Raw genomic sequence first — 19,240 nt, 5'->3', positions numbered from 1 at the left:
GCACCCGCCGACAAATGCGCCCGACGCACTACCTTGCGGCTATGCGCATGTGGTCTTGGCTTGCTTTGGCAGGCAGTTTGGCGCTGACGGCTCCGGCCGCCGCGCAACAGTTTCCGGTTCTCAGCCAGAACCCACCGTCGTTGCGGTGGTTTGAAATTCGCACGGCCCATTTCCGGGTGTTGTATCCGGCGGGCTTCGAGCAGCGGGCCCAACGCACGGCCCGTCGCCTGGAGCAGGTATACGAGCCGGTAGGCGCCTCCCTGGGTGTGCGCCCCCGCCCCGTAACCGTGGTGCTGCAAACGCAGAATACTATCGGCAACGGGTTTGTGAGCATCCTGCCGCGCCGCTCCGAGTTTTTCACCACGCCCCCGCAGGCGCCTTCGCTCACGGGTACCCTCGACTGGCTCGACCAGCTGGCTGTGCATGAGTACCGCCACGTGGTGCAGTTCGAAAAGCCCCGGCAGGGTTTGTCGCGGGTAGCTTTTTGGTTGTTTGGCTACGGCGGGCTGGGCGCTACCACCATCGGGGTGCCCGACTGGTTTACCGAAGGCGACGCCGTGGGCACGGAAACCGTGCTGACGCGCAGTGGCCGGGGGCGTATTCCGGCGTTTGATGTGGAGCTGCGGGCCAACCTGCTGGCGGGCCGCCGCTACACCTATGCCAAATCCGTGGCGGGCTCCTACCGCGACAACGTGCCCAACCACTACGTGCTGGGCTATTTCCTGACGTCCTACGCCAAGCGCCGCTACGGCCCCGAAGTGTGGGGCCCGGTCCTGAACCGGTACTACCAGTTTCCGGTCTACCCTTTTTCCTTTTCCAACAGCCTGCGCTGCACCACCGGCCTGCGCGTGGAAAGCCTCTACCAGCGCACCCTGGCCGAAGTAGATTCTACCTGGCGCCAGCAGCTGGCCCGTATGCCCGCTGGGCCGGCACCTTTCTATTACCCTGCCCGCCCCGAGCGCCGGGTATTTACCCAGTACCAATACCCGCAGTACCTGAACGACAGCACGGTGGTGGCGCTGAAGAGTGGCCTGGGCCACATCGACCAGCTGGTGCTGCTCCGGCCGCGAAGCAAAGAGCAGGTGCTGCACGTGCCGGGGTTGGTTAACCTGCCCGAGATGCTGTCGGCGGGTGGGGGCAAGGTGTGCTGGCCCGAGTACCGCTACGATGTCCGGTGGCTGCAGCGGGTGTACTCGGAGCTGAAGGTGCTGGATGTGGCTTCCGGCCAGGTAACGCGCCTCACGCCCCGGGGCCGCTACACCGCTGCTGCTCTTTCCTCCGACGGGCGACAGCTGCTGGCCGTGCGCACCGATGCTACCTACCGCACCGAGCTGGTGGTACTCGATGCCAGCACCGGCCAGCAGGTGCAGGTGCTGCCCAACCCCGGCCACGACCAATTCCAGCAGCCGCGCTGGAGTTCCGATCAGCGCCGCGCCGTGGTCGTGACGCTGAAGGCCGCGGGCAAGGCCCTGGAGGAAATAGACCTGGCCACGGGGCAGCGCCAGGAGCTGCTGCCCACGGCGGAGCTCAACATCAGCCACCCCCAGCCCTGGGGCGACTACGTCTTCTACAACTCCCCGCAGTCGGGCACCGACCAGATCTATGCCGTGCATACCGGCACCCGCCAGCGCCTGCAAGTCACCCACGATTCGGTGGGCGCCTATCACGCGGCCATTTCGCCCGACGGGCAGCGCCTGGCCTTCCACGTGTTTCGGAGCGGGGGCAGCCGCGTAGCCGAGCTGCCCCTGACGCCCGCCCAATGGCAGCCCGCCGAAGCCGGCCACGACCCTGCCGCCTACCTGGAGCCTGTAGTACAAACCGACCCCGGCGCCCAAAAAGTAGGCCCCGTGTTGCCCGGCGACACGCTGCTTCCCGATACCGCTTTGCCCACGCAACGGTACCGGCCAGCCGCTCATTTATTCAATGTCTTCGGCTGGGGGCTTATTCAGTCGCCGGCAGGCAGCGGGCTGAGCGTAGGCGTCCGGTCACAGGATGTGCTGAGCACCTTGCAGTCGGTAGCCGGCGTAGGGTATGACCAGACGGAGCGGACGGGCAATGCCTTTGCTACCATCAGCTACCAGGGCTTGTACCCCGTACTGGATGCTACCTTGGAGCGTGGGCAGCGCCGTACCACGTTGTACATTGATAGAGATGATGAGGCGGATAGCCTGCGCCAGGACCGGTGGCAATATACCAACCTTACCCTGGGGGCCCGCCTGCCGCTGCAACTCACCCAAAACCGTTTCCGCCAGGCCCTGACCATCGGGGCGTACTACACCGCCCAGCAGAGCGAGGGCTACGACTTGCCGTACCGCTTCTTAAATGAACTGGGCCGCAATACCCTGCACCTGCTTTCCTCGTCGGTTTCTTACTTCCGCCTGCTCAAGCAAAGCCAGCGGGACGTAGCGCCTCGTTGGGGCCAGACGCTCTTTTTGTCGGCGCGAACTACGCCGTTTGGCAAGGGGCTTTCTACCTGGCAGCTGGCGGCGCAGGGAAGCAGCTACTTTCCGGGGCTGGGGCGCCATCATTCGGTGCGGGTGCGCGCCGGCTATCAGCAGCAAAACCCCCGGAGCTTCCCGCTGACTGCCGCTATTTTCTACCCCCGGGGGCAGACGTACTACAACTTCCGGCAGCTGGCCACGGGCAGCGCCGAGTACCGCCTGCCCCTGCTGCACCCCGACTGGACCCTGGGCCGCTGGCTCTATGTGCCGCGGGTGCTGGGCGGCGTGTTTTACGATAGGGCCGTGGGCACTTTAACGGGTGTAACCCCGGACGGACGCCCCACCGAAGTGCGGCAGCGCTACGCCACCGTGGGTGCCGATGTGTCAGTGGTGTTTAACGCTCTTCGGCTGCGGACGCCCTTTGAGGTAGGAGCCCGCACGATCTACAATGTGCGCTCCGGGGAATGGCTGGTGCAGCCTTTGGTGCTGGATATTGGCTTCTGAGTTTCGTTTTACAGCGAATGCGAAGAGCCAGTAGCCGAGGCCGCCAGGGACGCATGGCCGGGCCGGAGCTCAAAGGCAAGGCGGGGCTGCTGGTGCGCGGCGTCGTAAAGGTAAAGGTAGCGGCCGCTGGTTTCGTAGTAGGTTACCTGGCCCATCAGGTTCATGTAGCGCAACTCAAACCGGGCGGTGGCATTGTCGCAGTGCAGCATGGTGGCAATGACGTGCACCCAGGAGCGCACCCGGAAAGACAGCGGGCAGGTAAACGTACCACTACCAGCCAGGGGCTGTGGCAATGCCGTGAGCGACCAGGCCGCGGCAGAGGCAAAGCCGGTAGTAGATGAGTCCGTGAGGTGCGCAGCCGAAACGCGCTGCCCATCCAGCGCACACAGGGACCAGGCCGGAGAGGGTGCCGCGGTGGGTAGCGCATACGCCAGGGCCGCGGCTAGTAATCCAGCCGAGCATCCGCTGTATAACAAGGTATGGCGCGTAGTCATAAGGAGGGAAAACGGGCTATAGGTAAGCTAGCGTAGGGAAGGACTCTGCACGGGTAAGACCCTGGAACTGGCCTCAAAGGTTGCATAGGGGGTAAGGACAATCCTTTGGGCTCTTTCAGGGAAGTAAGGGAAAAGCAAAGTAGGGAATTGTCGGCGGATGCCGCTGGCCGGCAACAAAAAGCCCCGCTACGCTGGAAGTAAAACCAGGTAGCGGGGCACGATGCGTACAGGAACAGCTGCTTAGTGTGCTTTCAGCAGCTGGGGAAACTCCTTGGCAAAATGCTGGTAGCGCGGCGTCGACACGTTCTGGATATAGGGGTTTTCGGGGTGGTGCACGAAGTAGTCCTGGTGGTAGCGTTCCGCCGGATAAAACACCTTGAACGGTACCACCTGCGTCACAATCGGGTTGGGGTAGCGGCGGGCGGCATTCACGCGCTTGATTTCGGCTTCAATCTGCGCTTTTTCCTGGGGCGTACGGTAGAAGGCAATGGAGCGGTACTCCTCCCCCGCATCGGGGCCCTGGCGGTTGAGGGTGGTAGGGTCGTGCTGCACAAAGAATACCTTTAGCAGCGTTTCAAAGCTGATGACCTTGGGGTCGTAGTACACCTGGATGGCCTCGGCGTGCCCGGTGCCGCCCCGGCCCACCTGCTCGTACGTGGGCGAAACCGTTGTGCCGCCGGCGTGCCCGGAAATAACCGTGCGTACCCCTTTCAGGCTTTCGAAAACGTGCTCGGCGCACCAGTAGCAGCCACTGGCAAACGTGGCCACGGCCTCGCCCGGCTGAGGCTTGGGCAGTTCGGCAAACTGGTGGTCATCGGGCGTTTGCTGGCCGGCAGGGGCCGCGTCGCAGCTGACTGTGCCCAGCACGGCCAGCAGGAAAAAGAGGAGCTTCTGCATATACATGCTTAACATACGAAACCCAACAGGAGTTCGGACGTATTGGGGCCACCTGCTGGCTTTGTGATGAGGAATGGCGCTTAGGCGCGGCCGCAAGCCTACTTTCCTGACACGTCCTTCCCTTCGCCAAATGGCTCTTCGTCTGCTCCAACAAACCGACTACATCACCATTGCCTACGATTACGGCAACGACTGGCTGTACGCCAACTGGCACGGGGACCAGAACCTGGAAACGGTGCAGACGGGGTGCGGCTTCATGCTCGACCATCTGCGGGCGGAGCGCTGCCGCAAAGTGCTCAACGATAACCGGGAAGTAACCAGCATGTGGGCCGACGCGGCGGAATGGGGCGGCCACGAATGGTTTCCGGCCATGACGGCCGGGGGCCTGGAATACTTTGCCTGGGTGTACTCGCCCAACATCTACAGCCGCCTTTCTACCGACCTAACCTTGCAGCACACCACCCGCCCCATCATCGTTACCTTCGACGACATCGACACGGCCGAAGCCTGGCTGCGGCAGATGTAGCTAGAGTTCCAGCCGTACCGGACCGGCTACGGGGTAGCCCGTGCACGTGAGCACCAGACCGCGGGCCAGCTCCTGGTCTGTCAGTACCTCATTGATGCTCATCCACACGGTGCCCTGGGTGCAGCGCGCCACGCAGTTGCCGCACTGGCCGGCCTCGCAGCTGTAGGGCAGGCGCAGGCCCTGCTGCCGGGCTGCCCGCAAGATGGTGGTAGGGTACTTTACCTGCAGCACGTACTCCTGTCCCCGCCAGCTCAGCGCTACGGGGTGCTGGTCCGTACCGGGCGGGACGTGGGCTACCGGCGCCGCAACGGGTGTAAAAAGCTCCCGCCGGATGTGGTTAAGTGGCAAACCCAGCGCGTGCAGGGCATAGGTGGCCATGCGCATAAAATCCAGCGGTCCGCACACGTAGGCCAGAGTAGTCTGCCAGGAACTGGGAGCAAAGCGCCGGACCAGCTCCTCCAGCAGTGGTTTGTGCAGGCGGGCCCGCCCCAGGTTGGCATCCACGCTGTAGAGCAGCTCCAGCTGCAGCCGCTGGGAAAATTGCCGCTGCAACGCCAGCAGCTCCTCCCGAAATAAGGTAGTGGTCGGGGCCCGGTTGCTGTACACTAGCAATACCCGTGCCCCAGGCTGGGTGTGAAGGGCCGTTTTAAGCAACCCGTACAGGGGAGTAATACCACTGCCAGCCGCCACCAGTACTAGCTCCTGAAGCGCGGCTGGGGGCGGCGGCAAGGTGAAGAAGCCGGCGGCTCCGCTGGTCAGCAACTGGTCACCGGGCCGGGCTTCATCTACCAGCCAGCGGGAAATAAGCCCATTTTCGATCCGCTTTACCGTGATGGTGAGCGGCTCACCCAGCGCCGGAGCCGAGCTGATAGAGTAGGAACGGCGTACCTCGCGCCCGTGCCGCCGGAAGATGAGAGTAAGAAACTGCCCGGCTTGATATGGCGCAAGCTCACCGGCCTCTGGTGCCAAGACCAGGCTTTTTACACCTAGTACTTCTTCGCGGATGTTATTAACAGTCAGGGTGGTGTATAAGGCGTCTTCGGTAGGCATAAGCAGGCTTGCCAGGCAGTTGTCGTAGGCTGATATAAAGCAGATCTGAAATATTTCCCGAATCAGTTGCAATCCACTGTCCAGCCAGGCTTCGTAGGTCGGGCATCTTACAGTTCCATCTACCTCACTCCATGAAAAAGCACTTGTTTTCCCTGGGTTTCGTAGCCCTGCTGGGCACGGTTTCGTTCTCCGCTTCGGCCCAAGCCAGCATGACGCCTAATACCATACAGGTAGGAGGCCAGGCCATGTACCCCAACAAAAACATTGTTGAAAACGCCGTCAATTCCAAAGACCACACCACGCTGGTAGCCGCTGTGAAAGCCGCCGGGTTGGTAGAAACCCTGCAGGGAAAAGGCCCCTTCACCGTATTTGCTCCCGTAAACGACGCCTTCGAAAACCTGCCTGCCGGCACCGTAGAAACGCTCCTGAAGCCCGAAAACAAGGCCACCCTCACGAAAGTGCTGACTTACCACGTGGTAGCCGGCAACATGACGGCCGACAAAATTATGGCCGCCATCAAAGCGGGCAAAGGCAAAGCAACCCTCAAAACGGTAAGCGGCGGTACGCTCACGGCCATGATGAACGGCGCCCACAACGTGGTGCTGACGGATGAGTCGGGCAACACGGCCAGCATCAGCACCTACGACGTAAACCAAAGCAACGGCGTAATCCACGTGATTGACCACGTGCTGCTGCCGAAGTAGCCCCACCTGCGCACAACGCAATTACCGAACAACCGCCGCCTTACTTATCGGAGTAGGGCGGCGGTTGTCGCGTTATAGCTTGCGGAAGGGGTGGCGACCCCGGGCCAGCCGCTCGGTCATTTCTACGGCCCGCCGGGCCCGCGTTTCGGGCTGCTTGGCGGTGGCTATATGTTGGGCAACGGCCCGCTGCATGCTGCCGTTGAGCTGCTGAAAACCCGTTAGCGCCTCCGGCCACGCCTCCAGGGCTTCGGCCAGCTCTTCCGGTACGTCTACCCGGTCGGGCTCGGGGTCAGGGGCCAGGGTGATTGTCACCAGTTGGCCTACCTGCACGGCTGCTTCCCGGCACATATCCTTGTTGAACATCAGGTAGCGGCCCCCACCCGTGAGTGGCAGCAACCCGCGCCGGATGGCGTAGCCGTTGAGCGTACCCACCACGCGGCGAGGCAGGGGCGAGCCCAGGGCTGCCAGCACCAGCGGCGGCACCACTACCACTTGCGTAGGCATAAAGCTGGGGCCGCCGTGCTCTAGCCGGGCTTCGAAAACAGACGTTTCAGCCGCCATGCGCACCAGGCTTATTTAGCCGCAGAAGCTTTGCTGGGACCCGGCAACGACAGCTCCCGTGCAATCTGAAAGGTGAAGGGCTCCGTGGCCGACTCATCAATGCGTCGCTGCATAATGCGCAGGTGGCTCAGGTCGTCGCCGGGCAGCACGGCTACGTCGGCGCCGGTGCCGGAGCCGGGCTCGTAGCTGCGGAAGCCTACAATCCAGCCCTTGGGGTAGCCGGCCCGCTCGGCCTTGGCGGCATCTACCACATCGGGTTTGCCGGCAAACGAGCCGAGGTTTATTTCCTTGCTCTCCTTGCCGGCTATCTTCAGAAATGCTTCCGTACGGAGCGGCTGGGCACCCGCCACGGGCTTGAAGCGCAACGACAGCGTAATGGGTTCGGGGCCGGGAGCTGTCTTCAGCTGCGGTGCTTCATCAGCGGCTGGAGCGGCAGTGCCGGCGGTAGCCGTATCCTGGGCAGTCAGCTCCGGGGCTGTGGTCGTGGCCTGCTCGCTGGCCGGTGGGGTTTGATTGCAGCCGGCCAGCAGCGCAGCGGCCAGCACGGGTAGAAAGAGGCGTTTCATCGGGAAAACGAAGAAGGAGTGGCGTAGAACTCAGGCTGTAAGAATACGCATAATTCCAGCGTGGTCTTACCAATGGATGGCGGTTTGGCAGAAACCTTTTTACCGGATTGGAGCTTATACAGCATTCTAAAACCGACCTTCCCCATGAAAAAGATACAAGTAGAAATCTGGTCCGATATCATGTGCCCCTTTTGCTACATCGGCAAGCGGCGCCTGGAAACGGCCCTGGCGCGCTTTCCGCACGCCAACCAGGTAGAAGTACAGTGGCGCAGCTTTGAGCTGGACCCTAACGCTAACCCCGAGCCGGGTGTAAACCAGTACGTGCGCCTGGCCGCCAAATACGGTAAGTCCGAGGCATGGGCACGCGAGATGAGTGCCAACATGACCCAGATGGCCGCCCAGGAGGGCCTGGCTTTCGACTTCGACCAACTCATTCCCGCCAACTCCCTGCGGGCGCACCGGCTCGTGCACCTGGCTGCCACGCACGGCAAGCAGGATGCGGCCAAAGAGAGGCTGTTTAAAGCTTACCTGGAGGAAGGCCTCAACGTGAACGACCCGGCCACGCTCACGCAGCTGGGCGCCGAGCTGGGCTTGCCTGCTGCCGAGGTAACGCAGCTGCTGGCCTCCGATGCCTTCACCGAGGCTGTGCGCCACGACGAGTACCAGGCGCACCAGATTGGGGTGCGCGGGGTGCCCTACTTCGTATTCGACGACAAATATGCCGTGTCGGGGGCGCAGCCGGCGGAGCTGTTTGAGGAAGTGCTGCAGAAGGTTTGGGAAGAAGCTAAGCCCCAGGCGGTGCCCTTCGCCGGTGCCGAGGGCGCCGCCTGCGACCTGGAAAATGGCGCCTGCTAAGCTTCTGGTTGAAGTAAAAAGCCCCACTCGCTGCCTAGCGGGTGGGGCTTTTTTTGGGTTGCTACATTTGTTGTGGATGATAGACCAGTTCAATGGCACCGGTGCTGAAACAGGTGGTGTCTACTAGCTTCAGGGTGGCCATGCTGCCCTCGGGGAACAGCTTTTTGCCGCTGCCCAGCACCACCGGAAACGTCATCAGCCGGAACTCGTCTATCACGCCCTGCTGCAGCAGGCTTTGCACTAATTGCCCGCTGCCGTAGACCAAGATGTCTTCGCCGGGCTGGTGCTTGAGAGCTGCAATTTCCTCGGCAATGTTGTCTTGAATCAGGGTGCTGTTGTTCCAGGCAAGCTCCTGCAGCGTGTTGGATACCACAAATTTGGGCAGGCTGTTCATGCGGGCGGCAAAGCCCTGCTCGTCGGTAAGGCTGGGCCAGGCGGCGGCAAAGGCTTCGTAGGTTACGCGGCCCAGCACCAGGGTATCGGCGTTCAGGAGTTCCTCCAGCTTACAGCGCTGCTGCTCCTCTCCAAAAAACGGAGCCGTCCACATCGGGTCTTCCATCACCCCATCCAGCGACACAAATTCGGATACAACCACTTTTCTCATAGCTCGTCGAAACACCGTTAGAATAGGGCTTGGCCTTTAGGAATAAGCGGGCAACGGCGCATTGGCAGCCAAAGACGCGGGTTTACTTCGTTTGCGGCGGTTCAAAAAATACGAGGTAGCCACCAGGCTAAGGCCCACCAGCAAGGGCAGCCACATGCTGGGCGGGTCGCCCACCGCAATAAAGGAATACAGGGCCCCACTCAGGTCGAATGCGAAGCCGGCGTAGGCCCATTCCCGCAGGCGCGGAAACCCGGGCACCAGAATGGCCACTACCCCCAACAGCTTGGCCACGCCCAGAAAAGGCAGCAGGTAGGCCGGATACCCCAGGTGTTGGAAAAAGGCTACGGCTTCGGGGTCACTCAGCACGTTGGGCACGGACGACAAGGTCATCAGCAGGGCCAGCAGCCCCGTGCAAATCCAGTACAGTAGGTTGAGCTTGTTCATGGCGAAGGCAAGTGCGCGACAGGAGAAGAATTGGCTTTACTACTGGGGCTTGTCGTAGTTGAGCATCCAGTCGATGCCGAACTGATCGGCAAACATGCCGAATGTGGCGCCCCAGAACGTGTCCTGCAGCGGCATGGTGATAGTGCCACCAGCGGAAAGGAGGCTGAACAGGCGCTGGATTTCCTCCGGGCTCTGGCAGTTGACGGACAAGGAAATCATGTCGCCCTTGGCCACGGGGCCCAGCCCGGAGTCCGAGGCCATCAGCACCATGTCGGCCGTGGTCAGCGCGGAGTGCATCACATTCTGGAGGGCTTCGGGTGCTACGTGCTCGGCGGCCGGCGTGCCTTCAAAAGTTTGTACCATCAGCTCACCACCCAGGCATTGCTGGTAGAAGGCCATAGCCTGGCGGCAGTTGCCATTGAACGTGAGGTAAGGCGTGAGGCGGGGCGTGCTCATCGGACTAGGAGGTTATGGTGAAATAAAAGAAGAATTAGGCGTCTGCTTTGCTAATTAATGTAGTAATATTGGCTACATTTAATCTTTGAAAGCCAACAAAATTAGCAACAACCGCGTCCCGGCAGCGGGGCAATTCCGACTAATTTGGGGTTGATTCCGACATCTGCTCCGCCTAGCTTTTTGCCATGAAAAACATATCTATCCTAGTACCGCAGGGCGCTATCATGGGAAGCATCGAGGGGCCACGCCTGGTATTTTCGGAGGTGAATGCGTTGCTGGCGCGGATGGGGCAGCCGCCACTTTTCGCCGTGCAGCTCGTGGGGCTTCAGCCCGAGACGCCGGTGTGCGGGGGGCTCTACACTATTTCTACCCCGCGCCTACTCAGCGAGGTAACGGCCACGGACTTGGTCATTATTCCGGCCGTAGATGGAGACCTGGCCGCGGCGCTGGCAGCCAACCAGGCGTTTATTCCCTGGATTGCAAACCAGTATGCGCAAGGTGCCGAGGTTGCCAGCCTGTGCGTGGGCGCCTTCTTATTGGCGGCCACTGGCTTGCTCGACGGGCGGCACTGCACTACCCACTGGGCCGCCGCGGCCGATTTTCGGCGCATGTTTCCGGCCGTGGAGCTGGTCGAGCACCAGCTCATTACCGATGAGCAAGGCATTTATTCCAGCGGCGGGGCCTTTTCTTACCTCAATCTGGTGCTGTACCTGATTGAGAAATACGCCAGCCGGGAAATTGCCGTGCTGTGCGCGAAGGTGTTTCAAATAGATATGGAGCGCGTGAGCCAGTCGGCTTTCATCATTTTCAATGGGCAGAAAGAACACGGCGACGAGTCCATCAAGAAGGTGCAGGCCTATATCGAGCATAATTACCAGGAGAAGCTAACGGTGGAGCAGCTGGCCGATATAGTAGCGTTGGGCCGCCGCAACCTGGAGCGCCGGTTTAAGAAGGCCACGGCCAACTCCGTGGTTGAATACATTCAGCGGGTAAAAATCGAAGCCGCCAAAAGCAGCCTGGAATCGTCGCGGGAGAACGTAAACGAGGTAATGTACCGCGTGGGCTATTCCGACCCCAAGGCCTTTCGGGTGGCGTTCCGGCGCATCACGGGCCTGTCGCCCAAGCAGTACCGCGCCAAGTACAGCCGGACTGCCGCTACGGTGTAGCCTAGCGAGAGCTGGCTTCAGATGCCTGCTTGATGCGCAGGGCTTCGGCCAGGGTTAGGGGCTTGTAGGGAATACCCAGGCGCAGGGAATTTTCTTCCACTGTGGAGTCGAAGCCCGCTTTCTTGCGCCGCTCGTTCACGCGCCCGGCATCTTCGATGGGCCAGATAAAAGACACTGTTTCGCGCTGGCCGGTTCGGGGGTTGAGCACGCCGTAGCTGCAGCCTTGGGTGCCATACAGCTGGGCCTGGTTCTGGTACATCAGGTGCCGGTCGAGCATGCGGGCGTAGAGGTAGAAGGGCACTTCACCTTTGGCCGCTTCCTGCTCCACCAGCTTTAGGTACCGCGGAATGCGGGTGGAGTGCTGGATTACGAGCAGGGCTACTTCGTTGGTAGGCTCTCCCACCAGGGTTTTGCCAGGGTAGCCGTACTGCCCGATAATCTGCCCAACCCGCTTGATGTTGAGCGAGTCCTGCGTCACCATGCGCTGGCTGAGGTACGGCCCCACTTGCTCCGGCGGAATGCCCGTCGCCCTGGCTACTGAGTCAAACTTGACTTCCATGCCCGGCCCACCCACGAAAAGCTTGCGGTACCGCTGATCCACTACATCCAGGCTATCCAGCTCCCGCTTCAGCGTGAGGTTGATTTCTGTGGACTTTTTCGTGGATTGGCAGGCACCCATGCCGGCCACCAGCAGCAAAAGTAAGGAAAGGCTACCGCCGTTTAGCTTCATAGCCGGCAAGGTAGCACCGTCGCCGGCTGCTGGCACCTGCCCGCTGAAGTAAAAATGGCAGCAGTGGTTTGAGACCGTAGGGTGCCTTAGCGCGGTGCGGGCATTTCCTCAGGGCGGGAAAGCACCGTGGCTATCAGTCCAAATACGCCCATGGCCAGAAAGGCATTGCGGGCGCGGCTATTGCGGGCAAAGCCAAACACCCAGGGCGCGGACAACGCCGTGAGGCTGCTCACCGCATCAAGGGCCAGATGGGCTTTAAAGGGTATGGCCTTCACCAAGCCCCACTCGGCCCGGGTGAGCAGGCTGGAGGCCAGGGCCGTTCCGCTGAGGACGTACGACAAGGTGCTGGCCGTGGAGTCCTCCGAAAAACCGGCGGCTGTTGGGGCTGCCGCTGCCGCCGCTACAAAGCTGTAGTCGGCAACTACGTGCTGGCGACGGGAAATGGGCTGGTGCATAGTAAGAATGGATAGAAGGCTGAGTTGCTACCCTAAGCAACGGCCCAAGGCGCCAAAAGGATAAGGATGAGTTTGCGCGAATGGATGCCCGAAAGCCAGACAGGGTGGGGAACATAGGTGTCAAAAAATATTACCAGTATTGCGCCAGGCTGGCTTCTCCTCACCGTTTGCCACCAGGGTCTTATCTATTCACCTCCATTTCCATGCTCCAATCTATGCTGCGTACTTACCGCTCCGTTTTTCTGGCCAGTCTACTGTTTTGTGCAGCCTGTGGTGGATCCACAGATAGCGCTACTGAAAGTTCCTCAACCGCCGACGCTTCGGAGCAGGCCACTACTGAGGAGCAAGCCCCGGCGGCCTCGGCCACGCCGGCGGCACCTACGCCTGACGGTGAACCTCACCTCACGGCTGGTCCTAAAAAAGAGGTATACAGCGTAGGCGACGTTGCAGAGCTGGATTCCCTGCTCATCCGCGTAAACAGCGTAAGCACGGCCCCGGAAACCGACTTCAAGGAAAAGCCCAAAGCCGGGCAGGAGTTTGTGGTGGTGAACATCACCTGGGAAAACGGCACCACCCAGCTGCGGGACTTCTCCACGTTGCTGCAAACCGTCGTGCTGGATGCCAAGGGCAAGGAAATTCCGGTGAAACCCGCCGGCAGCGCCGAGGGCACCATGCAGCTTGACCGGAGCCGCGCCGCTGGCATGTCGGGAACGGGCCCCATCTTCTACGAAGTGCCAGCCGGTGCCAAAGGGCTGAAGTGGGTATTCCGTACCCTACACGGCATGGAAAAAAACATGGCCGAGAAAGGGCGCGTCACCTTCGACCTGGGCCGTTAGAGCTTGAGTGCCTACTAAACTGAAAGGCCGCCTCACGCAAGTAAGGCGGCCTTTCAGCTGTTACACGTTTTGTAGGGTCGGTAAGCCTAAGGGGGCTACTGGGCGGCGGCAGTATCGGTGGCTGCGGCAGCGGTATCTACCCCGGCGTAGGCATCTTCCGGGGCAATGGGGGCCGCACCCGGCGTGTCGGAGGTTGTGGTGGTAGTGTCGGTATCTTCGGTTTTCTGCTCGCCGCAGGAGGCCAAGCTCAGGGCAACAACGCTAGCCAGGACAAAGGACTTTCTCATGAGTTCAGCAAGGACGGTGAGCTCGGAGGTACGCTGCCGCCCGGGCTGGGGTTGAGCATCTTACGCGGTAGATATCTACTGCTGGGCTACGGGCCGGGCCGGGGCCTTCGCGTTCAGATACCGTTCCCGCAGGACCGGGCCGGGGCCGGCAACTTTCAGCACGGGTATCGGCTGGGTGGTGTCCATCGTGAAGCCTTCCATCAGCTCGGCACCGGCCCAGGAAATATCGGCGCCGTGGAGCACGTATTTCTGGAACTCGTAGCTGATGTCTTCGTGCAAGTACGTCTGGGCCAAAGCCAGGAAACGCTCATCGTTGAAGGACTGACCGGGCAGCAGGCAGGCCTGACGCAGCTCGCGCATCAGGTCGTCGAGGGAGCGGGTATAGCCGGAGCGTTTCAAGATCAGGTTATCAATCCAGAAGGCGAAGAGGGCCCCGCGCCGGTAAGGCAGCTTGCCAAAGGCGCGGCTTTTCCAGAAGTTGTCCTTGATGAGGTAGTTGGGCTGGTTGCGCTCCGGGTTTTTGTAGAGCTGCTGAATGATGTCTTCGTTGAAGGCCTTCACCCACGTGTCCAGGGTCAGGTCGCCGCTGCGGAGGCGGTTTTTGTAGGCGTAGTAATCCGTGAAGCCCTCCGTAAACCAGCTGTTGAGCTCCTGGTGGGCGCCCCGGATCTGCCCGCCTATCCAGTCGTGCAGCATCTCGTGGTTGAACATGTAGCGCAGCAGGTCCCAGCTGTTGAAGGGGTTGTTGGTAGACTGCAGCTTGAAGCCCTGGTAGAGGCCTTCCCCCCGCATGCTTTGCCCGCGCCAGGTGCTGTCCGTGTACGTTACGGTGGGGCTCATAAACACGGTGTAGCGGGCGGGGCCGGCATCGTGCCAGAAGTCGCGCTGGGCGGTGAGGGCCTGCTGCAGGGTGGTCAGCAGGCGGGCATCGTCGTACTGCTGCCACTGGCCGCGCACAACCACGTACACCGGGCGGTTCTGGTAGCTGAGCTGGTGCAGGCGGTAGTCGCCGCCTACGTAGAGGGAGCGGTAGAACTCCGTCCAGAGCTTGCCGCGGAAGGTTTGCTCGGTAGCACCCGAGGCGAAGGTGTTGTGCAGCACAAAGCCTTTGGGAAAGCCCACCCACCGGATGGTGGCGGTAAGCTCGGGCTCGGTGGGGGCGCCGGCCAGAAACTCGGGCACGGTAAACAGACTTTCACCCAGGACGTGGAAGTAGGTATCGGTCACCCGCGGGCGGTTTACCTGGTCGCGGGTATACTCGGGGGCATCCTGCTTCACGCGGTAGGAAAAGCGCACGTCGCGGGTGCGGGGGTGGTAGACCACAATGCGGTTGCTGTCGGGCACTACCCGGAAGCGGTAGCCGGGCTTTTCGCCGGCAAAGCCGCTGAGGCAGCGCAGCAGGTTGTCCTCCCCCCACACGTTGTTGGCGAAGTGAAAATACGTGGAGTCGGTGGCTTTGGGCGTGCGCAACTGCACTGCCACGCGCAGGCCCTCCGCGCCCAGGTGGGGGGCGTAGTGAACCTGGTAGCCGATGCGGGGCTGGGCAGCGGTGAGCAGGGGCAGCAAGGAGCAGAAAAACAGCAGCAGACGTTTCATGGGCAACAAGGGGAGCTAGCAGGCTGCCAAAGATAGGCTGGCTGACTTTCAGGCGGTTTCACATAATGATGTGAAGCCAATACCCTAAATTCTGTTGGGCTGATTCCGCCGGTTATGTGCCCGCTGCTGCGTAGATTGCTTGTCGTCTTCTCCTTCGTGCGTGTATGACTTATGACTACCGATGAATATAACCGCCTGGCGGAGCTTGATTCTTACGATATCCTGTACTCGGCGCGGGAGAAGCTATTCGACAACCTCGTAGAACTGGCGGCCTACATCTTTAGCGTGCCGGTAGCGCGCATTGCCTTTGTGCACGAGCTGGTGGTTTGGCACAAAGCCAGCGTGGGCATGCCGCCCCAGGAAACCCTGACCCTGGAGCAGACGCTGTGCCCGCGGGCGGTGGCGTCGGCGGAGCCGGTGCTGGTGTACCCCGACCTGGCCACTGAGCCCCTGAATAGTACGGCTATGACCCAGGCGCGGCAAATCCGGTTTTACGCCGGCGTGCCCGTGTGCACGCCCCAGGGTTTCCGCATTGGTACGCTGTGCCTGGCCGGGTATGAGCCGCGGGAGCTGACGGCCCCCGAGCAGCAGCTACTTACCCACCTGGCCGACCTGGTGACGCTGGCCCTGGAGGCCCGCCGCCATCTGCTGAGCGTCCACCAGCTCCAGGCCTGGGAGCAGCTGCGCGAAGAGGCCGAGGAAGCCCTGCACAACCAGATGGCGGTAGTGCGCTACCTGAAGGCCCGCAGTGCCGGGCAGGTGCCGGTGCCCGCCGACCTGCTGGACCCCATTGGCAAACGCCTGGCGGAGGTGGCCCAGGTGCTCAAGGCCGGGCTGCCCGCGGCCGGGTAGCTTCCCGGCGCGCCGGCGGGCGGCGGCAGTTTGCGGAGTTGGCAGTAGGAAGCGCCTGGGGCTATCTTTGGCGTACGTCCTTTTTATCTGCCTGCTATGAAACAACGTATCCTTATCCTGGCCGCGGTGCTGTTTGTGCCCGCGCTGGGTATGGCCCAGAATGTGGGCATTGGCACCACCACTCCGGCCGAGCGGCTGGAAGTATCAGGCAACATTCAGATTCCCGCTGCCAACGATTTCAAGTACGACGGGGAAAGGGTGGGCTATGTATCAGTGCCGGCCATTGCTTTTACGTATGCCCCCTTCGGCAGTACTACGGCGTATCTTACCGGCACCACGACGGGTACTTACCGGTATGTGGCCGGTGGGAGCTACGGCAACTCGGCTCACCTGTTTGCCCCAGTCTACCTGCCCAACGGAGCCCGGATTACCCGGTACACGGTGTATGTGTATGATAATGATGCTTCCTACGAGCTGTATGGTAACCTCTACCGGATTAACCTGGCTACCAACGTCATTACCAATATCGGCTCCACCAGCCTGACGAACGGCACCCCGCTGAACACGACCATTCTGGCCGATGTGAGTTCCGTGGTGGATAACGCCGTGTACGCTTACTACGTCCGCTTCAACACGGTGGAAAATGCCTCCAGCCTGCGGCTGCTGGGCGCACGCATCACCTACGCCGTTACGAAGGTGGAGTAGGGGCGTCAGACAACACAACGCCCGACCTCCCGGGTGGGAAGCCGGGCGCGGCTGTTGCAATAGATAGTGCGAAGGGATAGGGGGCGACAGGCAATAATGGGCCGCGGGGGCTAGGCGGGGGTGGGGAGGGGCTTTTCCTTGCGGGCGGCGGTGTTGATGGTTTGGCGGGTTGAGAGGTAGGCGGTGTAGAACTCGGGCTGGGGGCGCTGGTAGCGGACCATGAACTTATCGACGCGGTTGCGGAGCAGGGCGGTGGCGGCGCGCAGGTCGGCGGTGAGGGAGGCGTTGCGGGCTTTGGCATCGGCGACGTTGACGCGGGGCTTGGCCTGCTCCTGCTGGAAGGCGGTGAGGACGGCGGCCAGGTCGTTAAGCTCCTGCTGGGTGACGCCCTGTTCCTTGAGGGGCGTGAGCAGCTCGGTGGCGCGGGTGTGAATGTTTTTGGCGATGCGCGGCAGGTCGTTGTCGGTGGCGCGCAGGAGGGCGCGCTCGGTGTAGTCGGCGTCGGTGTGGAGGCGGATGTCCTGGATTTCGTCGGCGTAGGCGTGCAGGGCGGCGGCGGTTTCGGCGGCGCGGCTGGCCAGCGTGGCCTTGGTTTTCTTTTTGACGGCGCCGGGCTTGGGCGCGGCGCCGGCGGCCTGCTGGGTGGCGGCGGTGGGGTCGAGGTCGGCGACCAGCGCGGCCAGGCTAACGCGGGCGGCGGTGAGGGCCTTGTTGGTGAGGTAGAGGGGGGCGTGGTCGGTGAGGACGCCGAGGGTGGCTTGTAGCATAGCCAGCTGGGCCCGTTGCTTGTCGGTCATAATAGGATGAGGGTTAAAGTGTAAGGGAATATAGGGATATTGCTAATTGGTTGTGGAGGCGGCGGCGGAAATATGTTGGGCTACCGCGCGCCGGGCGCTGACCGGGCTGCGAAGGCTGGTGGCGGCCGTGCGAAGGGCGCTGTCGGGCGTGCGATGGCCGCTGACCGGCGTGCGACGCCCCGTGGCGGCTCTGCGACGGGTGCTGACCATCGTGCGATGGCCGCTGACTGCTTTGCGATAGGCACTGACCGTTCTGCGACGGCCGCTGACCGCCTTGCGACAGGCAGTGGCGGCCGTGCGACGGGCATTGACCGGCGTGTGAGGCACTTTGTCGGCCATGCGAGAGGCCATATCAGTGGCGCGACTGGGGTACCGGGCGCGGGAGTGCCTTTGACGCGGGGGCGGCTGGGTTACTTAGATCAGTTTCGCTCTTGTACCGGACGCTGCCACGTGAACAGAAATGGCAGCATCCCAATCAGTACCAAGAAAGCGCCGAGGATGGCTAGCCGGTAATGAATATTAGCTGCTTCGATTGAGCCTCGTAGGATTATCAATAAGTTATGCAGATACGATAGGCTGTATAGCTGACTCCAATTGAGCAGTATACCGCCTACGAAAAGCAACACGGGCAGCAACCAGCTTTCCCGCCGCCGCCATACAATGATGCTCAGCAGCAAACAGCCGAGGAGTATACCTACAGGATTGGCTGATAGCTGCCACATCAATATGTCATTCACCGTTTCGGCCTGTAAATAATTAGCCGGTATATGCTTCCAAGCGTCATCTCCGTAGCGCAACCCAAGTCTGATAAGCCACACCTGACGAATCAGGAATAACTCTTGCATGCCTAGCGCCATAAAGGGGATACCCAGCAGGTGCAGGCCCAGCAAGCGCCAGTTGATGGGTTTGAGGCGGCTAGGCATAATGCGGATACGTAGTGGGAAGTACGGCTGTAAAGAAAGGAGTTTGCTGCTAAGCGCCGGAACCGGCGACCTTGGCCGCGTTGCTGCGGCAGCTTCAGGCTACCAGAGAAGCAGGAGTAGTTGCTATTTCAGTTCCGGGCTGATACCGGACGTCGCCAGGTAAACAGGAAGGGCAGACACCCTAATACCAGCAACCCAGCGCCCACGATACCTAAACGCGTAGCCAGTGGCCATGCTTTAAATGGCCACTGCAGATATGCCAAGCCACTTTGGGCAGCTTCACTTTCGTCGTAATGCGTCCAGGAAGTGACGATGGAAAGGATGAACAGCGCAACGGGCAGCAGCTTGCTTTCTCGTCTGTGCCATACCACGAGTGCTGACAAGGCGCAACCAGCCAGGATAGCCAAGAACCATGCGTAGATAGGGTCTGCTATCAGTCCGCCTATATCTGCTGCATTAAAGACCTGGGGCGAATCCTTTATTGCCCGGGTTCCTCCCTTTTGATACAGGGTTATCATCTCGGCATAAGGAGCCAATGCCAATTGTCGCGCACCAAGAATGAGCAGAGGGATTGACAGAAGATGCAGGAGCAGTAAGCGCCAGTTGATGGGTTTAAGGCGAATAGGCATAAAGCGAATACGTAGCGGGAAATACAGCCGTAAAGAAAGGAATTTGCTGCTACGCGCTAGAACCTGCCGCCTTGGCCGCGTTGCGGTGGCAGCTTCAGGCGAAATACGTGTAGAATACACGTATTCCTTCAAACCCGCGTACTTTGTAGCAACTACCGCTTT

23 protein-coding genes are annotated in these 19,240 nt (G+C 61.1%); 8 read left to right on the top strand and 15 right to left on the bottom strand.

What is annotated here, in order from left to right; translation table 11 throughout:
* Window positions 1-47 precede the first annotated feature (47 nt).
* On the top strand, window positions 48-2,945 hold the full coding sequence (locus tag FY528_RS04710) for a TolB-like translocation protein (RefSeq protein ID WP_149069842.1): 2,898 nt from the start codon (window positions 48-50) through the stop codon (window positions 2,943-2,945).
* A gap of 8 nt (window positions 2,946-2,953) precedes the next feature.
* On the opposite strand, the gene FY528_RS04705 is transcribed toward FY528_RS04710, so the two are convergent.
* Both FY528_RS04705 and msrA read right to left on the bottom strand, forming a co-directional pair.
* Entirely contained in the window at window positions 2,954-3,439 is a 486-nt protein-coding gene (locus FY528_RS04705; RefSeq protein WP_149069841.1) for an META domain-containing protein, read from the bottom strand.
* A 240-nt stretch (window positions 3,440-3,679) separates the two neighbouring features.
* Complete coding sequence (msrA, locus tag FY528_RS04700; protein ID WP_149069840.1) at window positions 3,680-4,336, bottom strand: peptide-methionine (S)-S-oxide reductase MsrA; 657 nt, start codon at window positions 4,334-4,336, stop codon at window positions 3,680-3,682.
* A 130-nt stretch (window positions 4,337-4,466) separates the two neighbouring features.
* Between msrA and FY528_RS04695 the strand changes: the two genes are divergently transcribed.
* Window positions 4,467-4,862 carry a hypothetical protein gene (locus tag FY528_RS04695; RefSeq protein WP_149069839.1) on the top strand — a complete coding sequence of 132 codons (396 nt, stop codon included), beginning with the start codon at window positions 4,467-4,469 and terminating at the stop codon, window positions 4,860-4,862.
* Here the strand turns inward: FY528_RS04695 and FY528_RS04690 are convergent, their stop codons facing one another.
* Complete coding sequence (locus FY528_RS04690) at window positions 4,863-5,912, bottom strand: ferredoxin--NADP reductase (RefSeq protein WP_149069838.1); 1,050 nt, start codon at window positions 5,910-5,912, stop codon at window positions 4,863-4,865.
* Between the two features lie 131 nt (window positions 5,913-6,043).
* Between FY528_RS04690 and FY528_RS04685 the strand changes: the two genes are divergently transcribed.
* On the top strand, window positions 6,044-6,616 hold the full coding sequence (locus FY528_RS04685) for a fasciclin domain-containing protein (RefSeq protein ID WP_149069837.1): 573 nt from the start codon (window positions 6,044-6,046) through the stop codon (window positions 6,614-6,616).
* A gap of 72 nt (window positions 6,617-6,688) precedes the next feature.
* Here FY528_RS04685 and FY528_RS04680 read toward each other — a convergent pair whose 3' ends face one another.
* Window positions 6,689-7,177 (bottom strand): YdeI/OmpD-associated family protein, encoded by a 489-nt coding sequence (locus FY528_RS04680; protein WP_149069836.1) that lies wholly within the window; start codon window positions 7,175-7,177, stop codon window positions 6,689-6,691.
* Between the two features lie 11 nt (window positions 7,178-7,188).
* Window positions 7,189-7,743, bottom strand: coding sequence for a hypothetical protein (locus tag FY528_RS04675; RefSeq protein ID WP_149069835.1), 555 nt, complete (start codon window positions 7,741-7,743; stop codon window positions 7,189-7,191).
* Window positions 7,744-7,887: 144 nt separating this feature from the next.
* Here FY528_RS04675 and FY528_RS04670 point away from each other — a divergent pair, with 144 nt between their 5' ends.
* Window positions 7,888-8,598: a DsbA family oxidoreductase gene (locus FY528_RS04670; RefSeq protein WP_262383902.1), complete on the top strand. Its 711-nt coding sequence runs from the start codon at window positions 7,888-7,890 to the stop codon at window positions 8,596-8,598.
* 61 nt (window positions 8,599-8,659) lie between these two features.
* Here FY528_RS04670 and FY528_RS04665 read toward each other — a convergent pair whose 3' ends face one another.
* Genes FY528_RS04665 through FY528_RS04655 form a run of 3 tightly spaced genes read right to left on the bottom strand, consistent with a single transcriptional unit; the run spans window position 8,660 to window position 10,102 of the window.
* Window positions 8,660-9,202 (bottom strand): dihydrofolate reductase family protein, encoded by a 543-nt coding sequence (locus FY528_RS04665; RefSeq protein WP_149069834.1) that lies wholly within the window; start codon window positions 9,200-9,202, stop codon window positions 8,660-8,662.
* A 36-nt stretch (window positions 9,203-9,238) separates the two neighbouring features.
* Entirely contained in the window at window positions 9,239-9,646 is a 408-nt protein-coding gene (locus FY528_RS04660; RefSeq protein ID WP_149069833.1) for a DoxX family protein, read from the bottom strand.
* A gap of 39 nt (window positions 9,647-9,685) precedes the next feature.
* A complete protein-coding gene (locus tag FY528_RS04655; RefSeq protein WP_149069832.1) occupies window positions 9,686-10,102 on the bottom strand; it encodes a VOC family protein in 417 nt (138 codons plus the stop codon).
* A 185-nt stretch (window positions 10,103-10,287) separates the two neighbouring features.
* Between FY528_RS04655 and FY528_RS04650 the strand changes: the two genes are divergently transcribed.
* Entirely contained in the window at window positions 10,288-11,268 is a 981-nt protein-coding gene (locus FY528_RS04650) for a GlxA family transcriptional regulator (RefSeq protein WP_149069831.1), read from the top strand.
* A 1-nt stretch (window position 11,269) separates the two neighbouring features.
* Here FY528_RS04650 and FY528_RS04645 read toward each other — a convergent pair whose 3' ends face one another.
* Both FY528_RS04645 and FY528_RS04640 read right to left on the bottom strand, forming a co-directional pair.
* Window positions 11,270-11,998, bottom strand: coding sequence for a DUF6624 domain-containing protein (locus FY528_RS04645; RefSeq protein WP_149069830.1), 729 nt, complete (start codon window positions 11,996-11,998; stop codon window positions 11,270-11,272).
* An 86-nt stretch (window positions 11,999-12,084) separates the two neighbouring features.
* On the bottom strand, window positions 12,085-12,453 hold the full coding sequence (locus FY528_RS04640; protein WP_149069829.1) for a hypothetical protein: 369 nt from the start codon (window positions 12,451-12,453) through the stop codon (window positions 12,085-12,087).
* 203 nt (window positions 12,454-12,656) lie between these two features.
* On the opposite strand from FY528_RS04640, the gene FY528_RS04635 reads away from it, so the two are divergent.
* Window positions 12,657-13,289: a DUF4352 domain-containing protein gene (locus FY528_RS04635; protein ID WP_187632006.1), complete on the top strand. Its 633-nt coding sequence runs from the start codon at window positions 12,657-12,659 to the stop codon at window positions 13,287-13,289.
* Between the two features lie 95 nt (window positions 13,290-13,384).
* Here the strand turns inward: FY528_RS04635 and FY528_RS04630 are convergent, their stop codons facing one another.
* Both FY528_RS04630 and FY528_RS04625 read right to left on the bottom strand, forming a co-directional pair.
* Window positions 13,385-13,576 carry a hypothetical protein gene (locus FY528_RS04630; RefSeq protein WP_149069827.1) on the bottom strand — a complete coding sequence of 64 codons (192 nt, stop codon included), beginning with the start codon at window positions 13,574-13,576 and terminating at the stop codon, window positions 13,385-13,387.
* A 75-nt stretch (window positions 13,577-13,651) separates the two neighbouring features.
* Window positions 13,652-15,172, bottom strand: coding sequence for a M61 metallopeptidase family protein (locus FY528_RS04625; RefSeq protein ID WP_149069826.1), 1,521 nt, complete (start codon window positions 15,170-15,172; stop codon window positions 13,652-13,654).
* Between the two features lie 171 nt (window positions 15,173-15,343).
* Here FY528_RS04625 and FY528_RS04620 point away from each other — a divergent pair, with 171 nt between their 5' ends.
* Entirely contained in the window at window positions 15,344-16,024 is a 681-nt protein-coding gene (locus tag FY528_RS04620) for a GAF domain-containing protein (protein ID WP_149069825.1), read from the top strand.
* Window positions 16,025-16,120: 96 nt separating this feature from the next.
* Complete coding sequence (locus FY528_RS04615; protein WP_149069824.1) at window positions 16,121-16,729, top strand: hypothetical protein; 609 nt, start codon at window positions 16,121-16,123, stop codon at window positions 16,727-16,729.
* A gap of 110 nt (window positions 16,730-16,839) precedes the next feature.
* Here the strand turns inward: FY528_RS04615 and FY528_RS04610 are convergent, their stop codons facing one another.
* The 3 genes from FY528_RS04610 to FY528_RS04600 form a co-directional block, all read right to left on the bottom strand.
* On the bottom strand, window positions 16,840-17,526 hold the full coding sequence (locus FY528_RS04610; RefSeq protein WP_149069823.1) for a hypothetical protein: 687 nt from the start codon (window positions 17,524-17,526) through the stop codon (window positions 16,840-16,842).
* Window positions 17,527-17,945: 419 nt separating this feature from the next.
* On the bottom strand, window positions 17,946-18,449 hold the full coding sequence (locus tag FY528_RS04605; RefSeq protein ID WP_149069822.1) for a hypothetical protein: 504 nt from the start codon (window positions 18,447-18,449) through the stop codon (window positions 17,946-17,948).
* A gap of 128 nt (window positions 18,450-18,577) precedes the next feature.
* Window positions 18,578-19,078, bottom strand: coding sequence for a hypothetical protein (locus FY528_RS04600; RefSeq protein WP_149069821.1), 501 nt, complete (start codon window positions 19,076-19,078; stop codon window positions 18,578-18,580).
* Window positions 19,079-19,240: the final 162 nt, after the last annotated feature.

The organism is Hymenobacter lutimineralis (genome assembly GCF_008271285.1).
Classification (GTDB): Bacteria; Bacteroidota; Bacteroidia; order Cytophagales; family Hymenobacteraceae; genus Hymenobacter; species Hymenobacter lutimineralis.
The sequence above is the reverse complement of the archived record's forward strand: the minus strand, read 5'-3'. Positions and strand labels throughout refer to the sequence as shown.

Excerpts from the sequence above, each read along its gene's own strand:
- FY528_RS04605 (WP_149069822.1), bottom strand. The coding sequence starts at position 18,449 with ATGCCTAGCCGCCTCAAACCCATCAACTGGCGCTTGCTGGGCCTGCAC.
- FY528_RS04665 (WP_149069834.1), bottom strand. The coding sequence starts at position 9,202 with ATGAGAAAAGTGGTTGTATCCGAATTTGTGTCGCTGGATGGGGTGATG.
- FY528_RS04670 (WP_262383902.1), top strand. The coding sequence starts at position 7,888 with ATGAAAAAGATACAAGTAGAAATCTGGTCCGATATCATGTGCCCCTTT.
- FY528_RS04630 (WP_149069827.1), bottom strand. The coding sequence starts at position 13,576 with ATGAGAAAGTCCTTTGTCCTGGCTAGCGTTGTTGCCCTGAGCTTGGCC.
- msrA (WP_149069840.1), bottom strand. The coding sequence starts at position 4,336 with ATGCAGAAGCTCCTCTTTTTCCTGCTGGCCGTGCTGGGCACAGTCAGC.
- FY528_RS04675 (WP_149069835.1), bottom strand. The coding sequence starts at position 7,743 with ATGAAACGCCTCTTTCTACCCGTGCTGGCCGCTGCGCTGCTGGCCGGC.
- FY528_RS04705 (WP_149069841.1), bottom strand. The coding sequence starts at position 3,439 with ATGACTACGCGCCATACCTTGTTATACAGCGGATGCTCGGCTGGATTA.
- FY528_RS04710 (WP_149069842.1), top strand. The coding sequence starts at position 48 with ATGTGGTCTTGGCTTGCTTTGGCAGGCAGTTTGGCGCTGACGGCTCCG.
- FY528_RS04635 (WP_187632006.1), top strand. The coding sequence starts at position 12,657 with ATGCTCCAATCTATGCTGCGTACTTACCGCTCCGTTTTTCTGGCCAGT.
- FY528_RS04655 (WP_149069832.1), bottom strand. The coding sequence starts at position 10,102 with ATGAGCACGCCCCGCCTCACGCCTTACCTCACGTTCAATGGCAACTGC.
- FY528_RS04690 (WP_149069838.1), bottom strand. The coding sequence starts at position 5,912 with ATGCCTACCGAAGACGCCTTATACACCACCCTGACTGTTAATAACATC.
- FY528_RS04620 (WP_149069825.1), top strand. The coding sequence starts at position 15,344 with ATGACTACCGATGAATATAACCGCCTGGCGGAGCTTGATTCTTACGAT.
- FY528_RS04600 (WP_149069821.1), bottom strand. The coding sequence starts at position 19,078 with ATGCCTATTCGCCTTAAACCCATCAACTGGCGCTTACTGCTCCTGCAT.
- FY528_RS04680 (WP_149069836.1), bottom strand. The coding sequence starts at position 7,177 with ATGGCGGCTGAAACGTCTGTTTTCGAAGCCCGGCTAGAGCACGGCGGC.
- FY528_RS04615 (WP_149069824.1), top strand. The coding sequence starts at position 16,121 with ATGAAACAACGTATCCTTATCCTGGCCGCGGTGCTGTTTGTGCCCGCG.
- FY528_RS04685 (WP_149069837.1), top strand. The coding sequence starts at position 6,044 with ATGAAAAAGCACTTGTTTTCCCTGGGTTTCGTAGCCCTGCTGGGCACG.
- FY528_RS04625 (WP_149069826.1), bottom strand. The coding sequence starts at position 15,172 with ATGAAACGTCTGCTGCTGTTTTTCTGCTCCTTGCTGCCCCTGCTCACC.
- FY528_RS04645 (WP_149069830.1), bottom strand. The coding sequence starts at position 11,998 with ATGAAGCTAAACGGCGGTAGCCTTTCCTTACTTTTGCTGCTGGTGGCC.
- FY528_RS04660 (WP_149069833.1), bottom strand. The coding sequence starts at position 9,646 with ATGAACAAGCTCAACCTACTGTACTGGATTTGCACGGGGCTGCTGGCC.
- FY528_RS04610 (WP_149069823.1), bottom strand. The coding sequence starts at position 17,526 with ATGACCGACAAGCAACGGGCCCAGCTGGCTATGCTACAAGCCACCCTC.
- FY528_RS04650 (WP_149069831.1), top strand. The coding sequence starts at position 10,288 with ATGAAAAACATATCTATCCTAGTACCGCAGGGCGCTATCATGGGAAGC.
- FY528_RS04640 (WP_149069829.1), bottom strand. The coding sequence starts at position 12,453 with ATGCACCAGCCCATTTCCCGTCGCCAGCACGTAGTTGCCGACTACAGC.
- FY528_RS04695 (WP_149069839.1), top strand. The coding sequence starts at position 4,467 with ATGGCTCTTCGTCTGCTCCAACAAACCGACTACATCACCATTGCCTAC.